Source organism: Parageobacillus sp. NEAU-HV-2 (genome assembly GCF_059115485.1).
On the sequence record NZ_JBXUJJ010000001.1, the window covers coordinates 408,377 to 422,773 of the forward strand.

Genomic DNA, 14,397 nt, shown 5'->3' on the forward strand with positions numbered 1-14,397 from the left:
TTTTATTTTAAAAAGTAGCAAGCAAATAAAACAGCTGTTCCTAAGGAACAGCTGTTTTATTTATACTTCCATAATAATCGGTAAAATCATCGGTCTCCGTTTTGTTTTTTCATACAGGAACGGAGCAAGGGTTTCTGTAATTTCGTTTTTAATTTCCGACCATTGATTCGTTTTGCGCTCAAGCACTTTTTCAAGATGTTTTGTAATGAGGGCCTGCGCTTCATTAATTAAATCGCTCGATTCGCGCATATACACGAACCCGCGCGAAATAATGTCCGGTCCGGCTGCGATTTTAAACTCTTTCATGTTAATGCTGACAACGACGATGACAAGGCCTTCTTCCGATAGAATGCGGCGGTCGCGCAAGACGATATTCCCGATATCGCCGACTCCGCTGCCGTCAATGTAGACGGAGCCGGATGGAATTTTACCGACGATGCGTGCGTCATTTTCGCTTAGCCCAAGCACTTCACCGTTATCCATAATGAAACAGTGTTCTTCCGGCACTCCACAATCGACTGCAAGCTTGGCATGCATTTTTTGCATGCGGTATTCACCGTGAATCGGCATAAAATATTTCGGCTTCATTAAACGGATCATTAACTTTTGCTCTTCTTGCCCGCCGTGTCCAGAGGTATGAATATCGTTCAGCGGCCCGTGGATGACTTCGGCCCCGGCGCGGTACAGCATGTTAATCGTTCGATTGACACTTACCGTATTGCCCGGAATTGGCGAAGACGAGAAAACAACCGTATCGCCAGGCATAATTTGGATTTGCCGATGGGTGCCATTGGCGATGCGCGACAGCGCCGCCATTGGTTCCCCTTGGCTGCCAGTACATAAAATCGTTACCCGATTAGCAGGAAGACGGTTGATCTCATTGGCATCGACAAATGTGTCTTTTGGACATTTAATGTATCCAAGCTCTTGTCCAATTTCAATCGCAGCTTCCATGCTTCTTCCGAACACGGCAATTTTTCGATTATTCATTACGGCTGCTTCCGTTACTTGCTGCAGCCGATGAATGTTAGAGGCAAAGGTCGCAAAAATAATGCGTCCTTGCACTTTCCGGAAAATATCGTGAATGCTTTCTCCGACGCGGCGTTCTGACATCGTGAAATGCGGAATTTCACTGTTCGTGCTGTCAGAAAGCAAGCAAAGAACCCCTTCTTTTCCTATTTCGGCCATTTTTGTTAAGTTTGCCGGTTCACCGACCGGGGTAAAGTCAAACTTAAAGTCTCCCGTATGAACGATTTGGCCGACCGGAGTTTTGACGACAATCCCGTAGCTGTCAGGAATGCTGTGCGTCGTCCGGAAAAATGTCACTGCTGTTTTTCGAAAGCGAATGACATCATCTTCGCGAATTTCAATGAGTTTCGCTTGTCTGAGAAGCCCGTGTTCTTCAAGTTTGTTGCGGATTAACCCGAGTGCTAATTTTCCGCCGTAAATTGGAATATTCACTTGCTTAAGCAAGTATGGAATTCCGCCGATATGGTCTTCATGCCCGTGAGTAATAAACAGTCCTTTTACTTTTTCTGCGTTTTTTACTAAATACGTGTAATCGGGAATGACATAGTCGATTCCGAGTAGTTCATCTTCAGGAAATTTAATTCCTGCGTCAATGACAATAATTTCATCTTGAAATTGTACGCCATATGTATTTTTCCCGATTTCTCCTAATCCGCCGAGGGCAAATACGCCGACTTGTTGATCATTTAATTTCATATTCAAATCTCCAATACTTTAAAATCAGGGTTTTTCTTTTCATATTCTAGGTGTGCTCCCTCTAACGGTTGAATATATTCAATATTTATCGTGCGTCCTTGCAGTTTTTGGCGTACTTCCCGTTCCGACTCCGCTTCAATATAGAGCGTTTTTGTTTTTTCTCTCACAGGCACTTCATCAGGATTTTCCTGGTAAAACACTTTAAAAATCATTGCAAAATCTCTCCTTATTGAACGATTATTCCTTTAACTTTTTTATTATATATAAAGTAAGGATGGTTTTCATGTTTTTTCGCTATTATATACGATAAAGAAAATGGGAAAAAGAAAGGATAGGGGAAAAACATGACATGTACCATCTTTGACGAATTTTTATGTTTTCATTCGCTTTTTAGAAAGAAGCCCTTCTTAGGGGAAGGGCTGTTATCGTAAACGGTTAGGCGATCGATTTTTTCCGGAGCAAATCTTTCCATTGTTGAAGCAGCTTTTTTTTCAGCTTTTTCAACATTTTTCATCACTCCTTACTTCCTATTGTACTCATTTCTTGGTGAAAGTAAATGTCCTTCTACAATATATTATATGTGAAGAAAGGCTTGTTTTTCATGGATAAAAGTGGAACGAGGCTTTTGCCTGCGGTTTGACATTTTCGGCTTTTTTCAGTACGGTAAAGAATGAAGAAATTAAGCGTTAAGGGGAAGAGACTGTGAAGCGAAAAATCGTATTTTTTGACATTGATGGAACGCTGCTTGATGACGAAAAACAGCTCCCGCCGTCGACGATAAAGGCGGTTCAAGAATTGAAAAAGGCGAATGTGTACGTGGCGATTGCCACAGGTAGGGCGCCATTTATGTTTGCCAACTTGCGAAAACAGTTAGGAATTGATTCTTTCGTCAGTTTCAACGGACAATATGTAGTATTTGAAGGAAACGTTATTTATAAGCATCCGCTTGAGCGGCAAAAATTGCATGAACTAAAAGAAGAGGCGCATCAAAACGGCCATCCGCTCATTTTTATGAATGCGAATGAGATGAGAGCGAGCATGGAAAATCATCCATATATTCATGTCAGTATGGGGAGCCTGAAATTCCCTCACCCTCCGTTTGACCCGCTTTATTATGAAAATGAAGACATTTATCAAGCGCTTTTATTTTGCAAGGCAGAAGAAGAACAAACTTATATAAAAACATATCCGGAATTTCGCTTTGTCCGCTGGCATAATGTCTCTACCGACGTATTGCCGACAGGAGGATCGAAAGCGGAGGGAATTCGGAAAATGATTGAGAAACTCGGCATTGCCAAAGAGGATGTGTACGCGTTCGGCGACGGATTGAATGATATCGAAATGTTAAAATTCGTCGGAACTGGCGTTGCGATGGGCAACGCGCGGGAGGAAGTAAAAAAAGCGGCCGATTTCATTACGAAACCGGTTGGGGAAGAAGGAATATTATACGGGTTAAAGCAGCTCGAATTAATTCCGTAAAAAGGGCATATATCCAGATGAAGGGATATAGCCCTTTTTACGTTTAACGTTCGATGGGAATGGCATTATCCGGTACTTTAAAAGGATTTTGTGGATCGATATAGTCATAAAACATAATGCCGTTTAAATGATCGATCTCATGTTGAAAGACGATGGCAGGCAATCCTTTTAAGCGTAATGTTACTTCTTCGCCATCAATCGTCGTTCCGGTCACAGTAATGCGGGCATAGCGCGGCACATATCCCGGAACGTCGCGGTCGACCGATAGACACCCTTCTCCGCTCGTTAAGTAACATTGTTGAACAGAATGGCTGACGATTTTTGGATTAAATAACGCATAGCTATATAATGTGCCTTTCTCGTCGGTGACATGGACGGCAATCATTCGCTTCGATACATTGATTTGCGGCGCGGCTAGCCCAATTCCGGGACGCAATCCATATTTTTCGGCAAGCTCCGGGTTTTGGCTCATTTTTACATAATCAAGAAGGCTTTGTAAAATTCGTTTATCTTCTTCCGATGGAGGAAGAGAAACAGGTTCGGCTACTTTCCGCAGCGTCGGGTGTCCTTCTTTAATAATATCTTTCATCGTAATCATCATGTCCTCACTCCCTGTATGACGTTGATGTCTGAATTAAGTCTAACAAAAATATATTTTGGACGTAAACTAAAATGAAACAGATGCATGGGAAAGGAAGAGAAAACGTTGCAAAAGGTGATGCAAAGGTGGATTGGATGTATTGTCGTTTTACTGCTGCTTGCCAGCTGCAGTCATCTTATTGACAAGCAAGAGGTTCTTTCGGCCTTTCAGAAAATGACTGCCTATGAAAAGGACGCAATAGAAGAGCAGAAAAAACTAACGGAATTTGAACAAAAACAAAACGCAATATATGCCCACATGATGTCGTACGGTTTTAAACATTTTACAAAAGTGGCGCAGTTAGCAAAGGAAGCATTAATGAACATAGAGGAGCGAGAGAAATATGTTGCCAGGGAATATAAGGCAATGCACTCGGCAAAACGACAGTTAAACATGGCCAAAAGAAAAACGAGCGGGCTTCACGATGAACAGGTAAAACAGCAGATCAACCAATTCATTGAAGTTGCGGAACAACGCTATGAAACGTATGACAAGCTGTATGCCGAGTATAAAGAGATGCTGGCATTGGAAAAAGAGCTTTATATTTTATTGCAAAATAAAGATGTAACCGCTGAACGGTTTCAGCGGCAAATCGACCGAATTAATGAACGGTATCAAAACATAATGGATATAAACGAACAATTTAATGTCTATACAAAAGAGTATAATAGGGAAAAGAAGCAGTTATTTCATATGTGGAAATAACATATTTGGCGAGACGGGGGCTATATACCCCCCTTTTTTATATTTTGCAAAAATATAAAACAGAATTAATACAGGCTTCTGTGTTGTACTATAACAGATTATAGAAAGATATCTTTCAATTCCAATTAAAAAGCAGTCAAATCATAAAAAGTCATGATAAATCAAAGTGATTGACGATTGGTAAAATAAAGTGTAAACTTAAAAATGCGGGCAAAATTGTACTAATTACACTAATGAAAATTATTAATACAGGTATTTTTCAGCAGTGTTCGCCCTTTACGCCGTGGAACAAAAGCATCTGCTTTTATTTTTTATTTGTCCATGATTTTGGGTAAATTAATGCTATATGAAACAACGTTGTCGTTGCAATGAATTTTTAATTTTTTAAATTTACGAAAGGTAGAGGTGAACAGAATGGGTGTAAAAGCATCCCAATTCAACTTTACGGAGCAGCTTGAAAAGATTGCTGAACAATTTCCGACATTTCAAATTTTAAACGAAGAAGGGGAAGTAGTAAACGAGGCGGCAATGCCCGATTTAAGCGACGACCAGCTTAAAGAATTAATGCGCCGCATGGTGTACACCCGCATTCTTGACCAGCGTTCGATTTCGTTAAACCGCCAAGGTCGTTTAGGTTTCTATGCGCCAACAGCAGGACAAGAAGCGAGCCAAATTGCGAGCCATTTTGCGTTAGAAAAAGAAGATTTTATTTTGCCTGGATACCGTGATGTTCCGCAAATTATTTGGCACGGTCTTCCGCTTTATCAAGCGTTTTTGTTCTCACGCGGCCACTTCCACGGCAACCAAATTCCAGAAGGAGTAAACGTACTGCCGCCGCAAATTATTATCGGTGCGCAATATATTCAAGCAGCAGGCGTAGCCCTAGGACTGAAAAAACGCGGCAAAAAAGCGGTAGCGATTACATATACAGGTGACGGCGGTACATCGCAAGGGGATTTCTATGAAGGGATCAACTTTGCGGGGGCATTTAAAGCACCAGCGATTTTCGTCGTGCAAAACAACCGCTTTGCTATTTCCACTCCAGTAGAAAAACAAACAATAGCAAAAACACTTGCGCAAAAAGCGGTGGCAGCAGGAATTCCTGGCATTCAAGTCGACGGCATGGACCCATTAGCCGTATATGCGGCTGTACGTGCTGCTCGCGAGCGCGCGATCAATGGGGAAGGCCCGACACTCATTGAAACTTTATGCTTCCGTTATGGACCGCATACGATGTCAGGAGACGACCCAACCCGCTATCGTACAAAAGAATTGGAAAGCGAATGGGAGAAAAAAGATCCGCTTGTCCGCTTCCGCAAGTTTTTGGAAAACAAAGGTTTATGGAGCGAGGAAGAAGAAAACAAGGTAATTGAACAAGCGAAAGAAGAAATTAAAGAAGCAATTAAAAAAGCGGATGAAACGCCAAAACAAAAAGTAACGGATTTAATTAGCATTATGTACGAAGAACTGCCATTCAATCTAAAAGAGCAGTATGAAATTTATAAAGAGAAGGAGTCGAAGTAAGCCATGGCGCAAATGACAATGATTCAAGCGATCACGGATGCGTTGCGCATCGAATTAAAAAACGATCCGAACGTGTTAATATTTGGGGAAGACGTTGGGGTCAACGGCGGCGTATTCCGGGCGACGGAAGGATTGCAGGCAGAGTTTGGCGAAGACCGGGTATTTGACACTCCTCTTGCTGAATCGGGAATCGGCGGGCTTGCGATCGGACTAGCTCTGCAAGGATTCCGCCCGGTTCCGGAAATTCAATTCTTCGGATTTGTTTATGAGGCAATGGACGCGATTTGCGGACAAATGGCGCGCATCCGCTATCGTTCCGGCGGTCGCTACAACATGCCGATTACCATTCGTTCTCCGTTTGGCGGCGGCGTCCATACACCGGAACTGCACTCTGATAGTTTGGAAGGATTAGTCGCGCAACAGCCTGGATTAAAAGTAGTGATTCCATCTACTCCATACGATGCGAAAGGATTGCTGATTTCTGCCATCCGCGACAATGACCCGGTTATTTTCTTGGAACACTTAAAATTGTATCGTTCGTTCCGTCAGGAAGTGCCAGAAGGAGAATACACGATTCCAATCGGCAAAGCGGACATTAAACGCGAAGGAAAAGATATTACGATCATTGCTTATGGTGCAATGGTGCATGAGTCGTTAAAAGCGGCGGCAGAATTAGAAAAAGAAGGCATTTCTGCCGAAGTGGTCGACTTGCGCACCGTTCAGCCGTTAGATATTGAAACGATTATCGGTTCTGTCGAAAAAACCGGACGGGCGATCGTAGTGCAAGAAGCGCAACGACAAGCGGGAATCGCAGCCAATGTGGTGGCAGAAATTAATGAACGGGCGATTTTAAGCCTCGAGGCTCCTGTGTTGCGTGTGGCGGCGCCGGATACGGTCTATCCGTTCTCGCAAGCAGAATCGGTATGGCTGCCTAATTTCAAAGATGTGATTGAAACGGCGAAAAAAGTCATTAACTTCTAAGAGTAACAATTAGGAAGAAGCAATGCGCTTCTTCCTTCCCTCATACTTTTCGGAAAACAATAGGAGGTCGACAAACAGTGGCATTTGAATTTAAGCTGCCGGATATCGGCGAAGGCATTCATGAAGGAGAAATCGTCAAATGGTTTGTCAAACCTGGCGATGAAGTCAATGAAGACGATGTTTTATGCGAAGTGCAAAACGATAAAGCGGTCGTGGAAATTCCATCCCCGGTAAAAGGGAAAGTATTGGAGATTTTAGTAGAAGAAGGAACAGTGGCAACCGTTGGTCAAACATTAATTACGTTTGATGCGCCTGGGTATGAAAATATGACATTTAAAGGTCAAGAACAAGATGAGCCGAAACAGCAGGAAAAACCTCAAGAAATGTCGAAAGAAGAAAAGAGCGAAGCGGCAGCTCCACAAGCAGAACCTTCTAAACAGCCGGAAGTCGATCCGAACCGCCGCGTCATCGCAATGCCTTCTGTGCGTAAATATGCGCGTGAAAAAGGTGTCGATATTCGCCTTGTGCAAGGAACCGGAAAAAATGGCCGCGTGTTAAAAAGCGATATTGACGCATTCCTAGCCGGCGGTGCAGAAACGGCGCAAAAACAAGAAACACCAGCGGCAAAAGAAGAAAAAGCAGCGGCTGCAGCAGCCCAACAACCGGTTGTGCTAGAAGGCGAGTTCCCAGAAACTCGCGAGAAAATGAGCGGCATCCGCCGTGCGATTGCCAAAGCGATGGTCAATTCGAAACATACGGCGCCACATGTCACTTTAATGGACGAGGTGGATGTGACAAAACTGGTCGCACACCGCAAAAAATTCAAAGAAGCTGCAGCGGAAAAAGGTATCAAGCTCACTTTCTTGCCATATGTGGTGAAAGCATTGACATCGGCGCTGCGTGAGTTCCCGGTTTTAAATACATCTATTGACGACGAAACGGAAGAAATCATTCATAAACATTACTACAACATCGGCATTGCTGCCGATACGGACCGCGGATTGCTCGTTCCGGTCATCAAACATGCGGACCGCAAACCAATTTTTGCTCTTGCAAAAGAAATTAATGAACTTGCGACAAAAGCACGTGAAGGAAAACTAGCACCAAACGAAATGAAAGGTGCTTCCTGCACGATCACCAATATCGGTTCGGCCGGCGGTCAATGGTTTACTCCAGTTATTAACCATCCGGAAGTGGCTATCCTTGGCATCGGACGCATTGCCGAAAAACCGATTGTCCGTGACGGCGAAATCGTGGTTGCTCCGGTATTGGCGCTGTCGTTAAGCTTTGACCATCGCATGATTGATGGTGCCACAGCGCAAAAAGCGTTGAATCACATTAAACGTCTATTAAATGATCCTGAATTATTATTAATGGAGGCGTAAAACAATGGTAGTTGGCGATTTTGCAATTGAAACAGAAACGCTCGTTGTCGGTGCAGGTCCTGGCGGTTATGTGGCTGCGATTCGTGCAGCCCAGCTAGGCCAAAAAGTAACAATTGTCGAAAAAGGTAACCTTGGTGGAGTATGCTTAAACGTTGGATGCATCCCGTCTAAAGCACTTATTTCTGCAAGCCATCGCTATGAAGAAGCGAAACATTCCGAAGAGATCGGAATTAAAGCGGAAAATGTGACCGTCGATTTTTCGAAGGTGCAACAATGGAAAGCGAGTGTCGTGAAAAAATTAACAAGCGGCGTCGAAGGCTTGCTGAAAGGAAATAAAGTAGAAATTGTACAAGGCGAAGCGTATTTTGTCGACGCCAATACGGTGCGTGTCGTTAATGGGGACAAAGCGCAAACATATACATTTAAAAACGCTATTATTGCGACGGGTTCCCGCCCGATCGAGCTTCCAAGCTTTAAGTTTTCGAATCGTGTGCTTGATTCCACAGGTGCGCTCAACCTGCAGGAAATTCCAAAATCGCTTGTCGTCATCGGCGGCGGGTATATCGGCGTAGAATTAGGCACAGCGTATGCGAACTTTGGAACAAAAGTAACCATCGTCGAAGGAGCAGATGAAATTTTATCCGGTTTTGAAAAACAAATGACAGCCATTGTGAAACGCCGCTTAAAGAAAAAAGGCGTCGAAATCTTCACCAATGCGCTTGCTAAAGGTGTAGAAGAGCGGGAAGACGGCGTAACGGTTACCTTTGAAGTAAAAGGGGAAACGAAAACGATTGACGCAGACTATGTGCTCGTAACAGTGGGACGCCGTCCGAATACCGACGAGCTCGGTTTAGAACAAATCGGTATCAAAATGACGGATCGCGGCTTAATTGAAGTGGATAAACAATGTCGGACAAGCGTTCCGAATATTTTCGCCATCGGCGACATCGTTCCGGGACCGGCGCTTGCCCATAAGGCGTCCTATGAAGGAAAAATCGCTGCCGAAGCGATCGCTGGAAAACCGTCTGAAGTGGATTACATCGCAATTCCAGCCGTTGTGTTCTCTGATCCGGAATGCGCTTCTGTCGGCTATTTTGAACAGCAAGCAAAAGACGAAGGAATTGATGTCGTGACGGCAAAATTCCCGTTTGCTGCAAACGGCCGCGCGCTTTCTTTGAACGATACAGACGGATTTGTGAAGCTCGTCGCCCGGAAAGAAGACGGTGTCATCATTGGTGCGCAAATTATCGGTCCGAACGCTTCCGATATGATCGCCGAACTCGGGCTTGCCATCGAAGCGGGAATGACGGCGGAAGATATCGCATTGACGATTCACGCTCACCCAACGTTAGGCGAAATTGCAATGGAAGCAGCAGAAGCTGTTCTTGGCACTCCAATTCATATTATCACTAAATAAGTGGACAAATGGGTTTCAGACAAATGTCTGAAACCCATTTTGTTCTATAAAATGACCTTTCTTGTCCACTGATCAATAATATTTTCCCTTGCTTGTTCATATCGTTATGGTAGAGAAAATGTGGGGGATGACTAATGAAAGAATATGTGGCATTTTTACTGCAAATGATGATTTGGAGCAGCTTTTCACTCATTGAATGGCTGTCAGGGCGGGATCGGCCATTTTTTAAAGGGATGATGCTTTGCGTGTTTTTATATATTGCCTTTTTGTTAGCGCGAAAACTGGGCTTGCGCACCCGAAAAGCGTTTTGGACAACAACATTGACGGCCGTTGTGTACTTTACTTGTCAGCATTTTGTTTGGGAGACGTTTCGGTAAGGAAAAAAACGATAACGGAACCACTATCGCTTGCAGAAGTACATCACTTTTCCATTAAACAGATGAAGCTCTCCTTCTAGTTTTTTGGCGAGAAACTTGCAAAACTCATTCGCTTTCCCTTTATCGCCGTATGTCGCCTCATTAGGTAGTGTAATTTGAATAAATGATTGTTCACTTTCTCCGTTTGTTTCCGCATGCGTCCCAACGCCGACGATGATCGCTCGATACCGGTGGCCGTCCCCTTTTAAGTAAAACCATTTTCCCTTTCCTTCGTCCGTTTCCACCAGCTGATAAGGAAAGGCGGCTTGTTCGTACCTCCAACCAAGCTGCTCCCCCGTTTTGCTTAAAATATCCCGGTAATACTGAAACAATTGTTTCACTTCTTCTAATGTAATCGTTTTCTGTTTCGATGCAGGAACGAGCTTTATGTAAGCATGCGTCGCCATATACGAATCACCTCTATCATTAACGTCCCATATTTTTATTGTAGCATGTTTACGTAAGGGAGAGCTATTGATTTTAACATATTTTAGAATTATAATAATATTCAATACATTTATAAGGGAGGGAGCTTATGAATTTATTTGAAAAGCTATATGATGAATATGAAAAGGTGAAAGTTCGATTTGTTGGTTTTATAGCGAAGGATACTCGCTACGATTTTGGAATTGTGTATACGAATATGTTCTTTGGAAAACCTCTTGTTATTTGCATGCAAACAGGCCGCTCTATCCTCCTCGATCCAAAAGACGTAGAAAATCATAAATATTTGCAACAAATTTTCCGCATCGATACGGAAGAGCAAGCTGCTGATTTAGCGGAGTTCTTCTCTGTTGTCCTTCCATTCACATCCGTTCATCCCGAATATGAATATTAAAAAGCGAGTATTTTTACTCGCTTTTTTTGATGAGTAAAGAATAAATGTGACATACAAATTGGGGGTTGACAACATAAATGTGATATATTATTATTGAATTAGCTAATGAATATATCATCATAAAGGAGTTTTTGGGATGGGCACAATCGTATGTCAAACATGTGATGCGACGATTGCACACTTTGAAGACGAAAAAGTGACAACGCTTTACGGAAAATGCTGCAAATGCGATCGTGACGGGGATGCAGAAGAGAAAGAATAAAGAAGTGGTCAAACGATGGGGGAAGGTTTGCATATAGCGCGCATGTGAAAGGGGCACATGCGCGCCTTTTATTTTATGAAAAAGAAAAAACGCAAGCCAGTATTGGCTTGCGTTTTTCTAACGGATTGGCTTATGTTCTTTAATCACCCGCAATGTTTGCAGCGTGTCGTCTTCCGGCCCTTGCACCGGCAGACCGACTTCTAAATTCTTTTTGATATAGTTTAAATTTTCTTGGGTAATAATTTCTCCAGGAATAAAAATCGGAATTCCTGGCGGATAAACCATGATAAATTCAGCAATAATCCGGCCTGCCGATTCTTCAAATGGCACGACTTCCGTTTCCGCGTAAAACGCGTCGCGCGGAGTTAAGGCAAGAGTAGGGATGTCCGGCAATAATACTTTCGGCTTTACTCCTTCCGCCGCCTGGTGGCGGAATTGTTCAGATAAATGGCGAAGGGCATTCACAAGCGCGTTTGCTTCCCGCTCCGTATCTCCAGGCGTAATAATGCATAAAATGTTGTACAAATCGGATAACTCTACTTCAATGTTGTACATTTCCCGCAGCCATTTCTCGACGTCGTATCCTGTTAAACCTAGTTCTTTGACAGAGATGGTAAGCTTGGTTGGATCGTAATGATATGTTGCTTCCGTTCCTAAAATTTCTTTTCCTACACAATAAAGATAAGGGATTTCGTTTATTTGTCGCCGGGTCTTTTCTGCAAGCTGAATAGCTTTTTCAATATGTTCCCGTCCTTGTGTAGCAAGCCATTTGCGTGCAACATCTAAAGAGGCTAGCAACAAATAAGAAGTAGATGTTGTCGTTAGCATGCTTAAAATAGCTTGTACGTGTTTTGCGGATACGAGTCCTTCACGTACGTTTAAAATAGAACTTTGCGTCAAAGAACCGCCTAATTTATGAACGCTTGTTGCTGCCATATCCGCCCCAGCTTGCATAGCGGAAAGCGGAAGATCTTCATGAAAATGAATATGGACACCATGTGCTTCATCAACGAGAACAGGAACGTGATAGGAATGAGCGATTTCAACAATTTTCTTTAAATCCCCGGCGATGCCGAAATAGGTTGGGTTAATCACGAGTACTCCTTTGGCGTCCGGGTGTTGCTTGAGCGCTTTTTCGACTGCTTCTGGTGTGATGCCGTGGGAAATGCCAAGCTCTTTATCAATTTCCGGATGAATGAAAATCGGTGTTGCACCAGAAAAGACAATAGCAGACATGACCGATTTATGCACGTTGCGCGGAACGATGATTTTGTCGCCGGGACTAGCAACGGACATCACCATGGCCATAATGGCACCGCTTGTCCCTTGGACAGAAAAAAATGTATAATCGGCCCCGAATGCTTCTGCTGCTAGCTCTTGAGCGTGCTTGATAATGCCTTTTGGGTGATGAAGATCATCGAGAGGACCGATATTAATCAAATCCATAGCTAACGCATTTTCTCCAATAAAATCACGAAACTCAGGATCCATCCCTGCCCCTTTTTTATGGCCAGGAATATGGAATTGGATAGGATTTTTTCTGATATGTTCTAATAATCCTGTGAACAATGGTGTTTCAAACTGCGACAATGTTTTTTCACACCTCTTTTTGCATAAAAATAAAACAAGTGCATTATAGCATTTATTTTTTTATTTGCAAAGCATGAATTGCTTGTAAAATTTTCTATCACATAAATTAAGGATATAAAGAGGAAAATAGCCATATCAACGAGAAACATAGTATACTTAATAAGAAGGAGGGAAAAGCATGATTTGGAAAACGAGAGTAACAGAGTTGCTTGGCATTACATATCCGATTATTCAAGGAGGGCTTGCCTATTTAGCGTATGCCGATTTGGCGGCCGCGGTCTCTAACGCCGGAGGCTTAGGACAAATTACGGCAATGTCGCTAGAAAGCCCGGAACGATTGCGTGAGGAAATTCGCAAAGTAAAAGACAAAACCGATCGTCCATTTGGCGTCAATTTTGCGATCGGACAGCACGGCCGTCCGTTTCAGCATATGCTCGAAGCCGCATTGGAAGAAGGTGTGCCTGTAGTTTCCGTCACGGGAGGAAATCCGGCCCCGTTTTTTGAACAACTAAAAGGGACAAACGTGAAAAAACTCGTATTGGTTGCCGCTGTTCGCCAAGCGGTTAAAGCAGAAGAGCTTGGCGCCGATGCAGTGATGGTGGTCGGCCAAGAAGGGGGCGGCCATTTAGGAAAATATGATACAGGGACGTTTGTTCTGATTCCGAAAGTAGTCGATTCGGTGTCGATTCCGGTGATTGCTTCAGGCGGCATCGGCGACGGGCGCGGCTTGATGGCGGCGTTGGCGCTTGGGGCGGAAGGTATTGAAATGGGAACAAGATTTATTGCGACAAAGGAATGCGTCCATGCTCATCCGATCTATAAAGAAATGCTGGTGAAAGGATCGGAGAATGATACGGTCGTCATTAAACGGACGTTAGGAGCGCCAGGCCGTGCGATTGCCAATGAGTGGACGCAAAAAATATTAGAAATCGAGGACAAGGGCGGCACCTACGAGCAGCTGAAAGAATATATCAGCGGCGAAGCGAACCGACGCTTTATTTACGATGGAAAAATAAACGAAGGGTTTGCCTGGGCCGGGCAAGTGATGGGATTAATTAAAGACATCCCAACGGTAGCAGAATTGTTTGCGCGCATGATTAGTGAAGCGGAGCAAATCCGGCGCAGATGGGCAAACTAGCGTTGGAGGTGTAGGCGATGAATTATTCCTACCCGTTTTCCTATGACTGGTCAACGCAAGAAATTATTGATGTCATCAAATTTTTTGAAGCGATTGAAACCGTCTATGAAAAAGGAATGGAACGGGAAAAACTAATGCACACATACCGCCGTTTTAAAGAAATTGTCCCAAGCAAAAGCGAAGAAAAAAAATTATGCGATGAATTTGAACAGGCAAGCGGCTATTCATCCTATCAAGTAATGAAAAAAGCGAAAGCAGCAAAAAACGGCGATTGGATTCACATGGCATGAATGAGCC

At 43.5% G+C, this 14,397-nt stretch carries 17 protein-coding genes; 11 read left to right on the forward strand and 6 right to left on the reverse strand.

Annotated features, from left to right (window positions below; all coding sequences use genetic code 11):
- Window positions 1-60: 60 nt before the first annotated feature.
- From rnjA to AC1WMD_RS02255, 3 genes are all read right to left on the reverse strand, one after another.
- Window positions 61-1,725 (reverse strand): ribonuclease J1, encoded by a 1,665-nt coding sequence (gene rnjA, locus AC1WMD_RS02245; RefSeq protein ID WP_043903966.1) that lies wholly within the window; start codon window positions 1,723-1,725, stop codon window positions 61-63.
- A gap of 2 nt (window positions 1,726-1,727) precedes the next feature.
- Window positions 1,728-1,937 carry a DNA-directed RNA polymerase subunit epsilon gene (rpoY, locus tag AC1WMD_RS02250; RefSeq protein ID WP_043903967.1) on the reverse strand — a complete coding sequence of 70 codons (210 nt, stop codon included), beginning with the start codon at window positions 1,935-1,937 and terminating at the stop codon, window positions 1,728-1,730.
- 167 nt (window positions 1,938-2,104) lie between these two features.
- Window positions 2,105-2,239: a hypothetical protein gene (locus AC1WMD_RS02255; protein ID WP_260676115.1), complete on the reverse strand. Its 135-nt coding sequence runs from the start codon at window positions 2,237-2,239 to the stop codon at window positions 2,105-2,107.
- Window positions 2,240-2,427: 188 nt separating this feature from the next.
- Between AC1WMD_RS02255 and AC1WMD_RS02260 the strand changes: the two genes are divergently transcribed.
- The gene (locus AC1WMD_RS02260; protein ID WP_043903968.1) at window positions 2,428-3,204 is read left to right on the forward strand and encodes a Cof-type HAD-IIB family hydrolase; all 777 of its coding nucleotides are present in this window, start codon (window positions 2,428-2,430) and stop codon (window positions 3,202-3,204) included.
- Window positions 3,205-3,247: 43 nt separating this feature from the next.
- Here AC1WMD_RS02260 and def read toward each other — a convergent pair whose 3' ends face one another.
- The gene (gene def, locus AC1WMD_RS02265; RefSeq protein WP_043906497.1) at window positions 3,248-3,802 is read right to left on the reverse strand and encodes a peptide deformylase; all 555 of its coding nucleotides are present in this window, start codon (window positions 3,800-3,802) and stop codon (window positions 3,248-3,250) included.
- 117 nt (window positions 3,803-3,919) lie between these two features.
- On the opposite strand from def, the gene AC1WMD_RS02270 reads away from it, so the two are divergent.
- The 6 genes from AC1WMD_RS02270 to AC1WMD_RS02295 all read left to right on the forward strand — a co-directional run bounded on the left by AC1WMD_RS02270 (window position 3,920) and on the right by AC1WMD_RS02295 (window position 10,233).
- Complete coding sequence (locus AC1WMD_RS02270; protein WP_494255968.1) at window positions 3,920-4,549, forward strand: YkyA family protein; 630 nt, start codon at window positions 3,920-3,922, stop codon at window positions 4,547-4,549.
- 414 nt (window positions 4,550-4,963) lie between these two features.
- Window positions 4,964-6,073 (forward strand): pyruvate dehydrogenase (acetyl-transferring) E1 component subunit alpha, encoded by a 1,110-nt coding sequence (gene pdhA / locus AC1WMD_RS02275; protein ID WP_043903969.1) that lies wholly within the window; start codon window positions 4,964-4,966, stop codon window positions 6,071-6,073.
- 3 nt (window positions 6,074-6,076) lie between these two features.
- Window positions 6,077-7,054 (forward strand): pyruvate dehydrogenase complex E1 component subunit beta, encoded by a 978-nt coding sequence (pdhB, locus tag AC1WMD_RS02280; RefSeq protein ID WP_043903970.1) that lies wholly within the window; start codon window positions 6,077-6,079, stop codon window positions 7,052-7,054.
- A gap of 77 nt (window positions 7,055-7,131) precedes the next feature.
- Window positions 7,132-8,439: a dihydrolipoamide acetyltransferase family protein gene (locus tag AC1WMD_RS02285; protein ID WP_043903971.1), complete on the forward strand. Its 1,308-nt coding sequence runs from the start codon at window positions 7,132-7,134 to the stop codon at window positions 8,437-8,439.
- Between the two features lie 4 nt (window positions 8,440-8,443).
- Window positions 8,444-9,856: a dihydrolipoyl dehydrogenase gene (gene lpdA / locus AC1WMD_RS02290; RefSeq protein ID WP_043903972.1), complete on the forward strand. Its 1,413-nt coding sequence runs from the start codon at window positions 8,444-8,446 to the stop codon at window positions 9,854-9,856.
- A 134-nt stretch (window positions 9,857-9,990) separates the two neighbouring features.
- Complete coding sequence (locus AC1WMD_RS02295) at window positions 9,991-10,233, forward strand: hypothetical protein (RefSeq protein ID WP_043903973.1); 243 nt, start codon at window positions 9,991-9,993, stop codon at window positions 10,231-10,233.
- Between the two features lie 23 nt (window positions 10,234-10,256).
- On the opposite strand, the gene AC1WMD_RS02300 is transcribed toward AC1WMD_RS02295, so the two are convergent.
- On the reverse strand, window positions 10,257-10,679 hold the full coding sequence (locus AC1WMD_RS02300) for a DUF1885 family protein (protein WP_043903974.1): 423 nt from the start codon (window positions 10,677-10,679) through the stop codon (window positions 10,257-10,259).
- Between the two features lie 128 nt (window positions 10,680-10,807).
- Here AC1WMD_RS02300 and AC1WMD_RS02305 point away from each other — a divergent pair, with 128 nt between their 5' ends.
- Both AC1WMD_RS02305 and AC1WMD_RS02310 read left to right on the forward strand, forming a co-directional pair.
- Complete coding sequence (locus tag AC1WMD_RS02305) at window positions 10,808-11,110, forward strand: DUF3055 domain-containing protein (RefSeq protein WP_043903975.1); 303 nt, start codon at window positions 10,808-10,810, stop codon at window positions 11,108-11,110.
- Between the two features lie 136 nt (window positions 11,111-11,246).
- The gene (locus AC1WMD_RS02310; RefSeq protein WP_043903976.1) at window positions 11,247-11,372 is read left to right on the forward strand and encodes a GapA-binding peptide SR1P; all 126 of its coding nucleotides are present in this window, start codon (window positions 11,247-11,249) and stop codon (window positions 11,370-11,372) included.
- 117 nt (window positions 11,373-11,489) lie between these two features.
- Here the strand turns inward: AC1WMD_RS02310 and AC1WMD_RS02315 are convergent, their stop codons facing one another.
- The gene (locus AC1WMD_RS02315; RefSeq protein ID WP_043903977.1) at window positions 11,490-12,962 is read right to left on the reverse strand and encodes an aminotransferase class I/II-fold pyridoxal phosphate-dependent enzyme; all 1,473 of its coding nucleotides are present in this window, start codon (window positions 12,960-12,962) and stop codon (window positions 11,490-11,492) included.
- Between the two features lie 178 nt (window positions 12,963-13,140).
- Between AC1WMD_RS02315 and AC1WMD_RS02320 the strand changes: the two genes are divergently transcribed.
- Window positions 13,141-14,100: an NAD(P)H-dependent flavin oxidoreductase gene (locus AC1WMD_RS02320; protein WP_043903978.1), complete on the forward strand. Its 960-nt coding sequence runs from the start codon at window positions 13,141-13,143 to the stop codon at window positions 14,098-14,100.
- A 17-nt stretch (window positions 14,101-14,117) separates the two neighbouring features.
- Entirely contained in the window at window positions 14,118-14,390 is a 273-nt protein-coding gene (locus AC1WMD_RS02325) for a UPF0223 family protein (RefSeq protein WP_043903979.1), read from the forward strand.
- Window positions 14,391-14,397 lie beyond the last annotated feature (7 nt).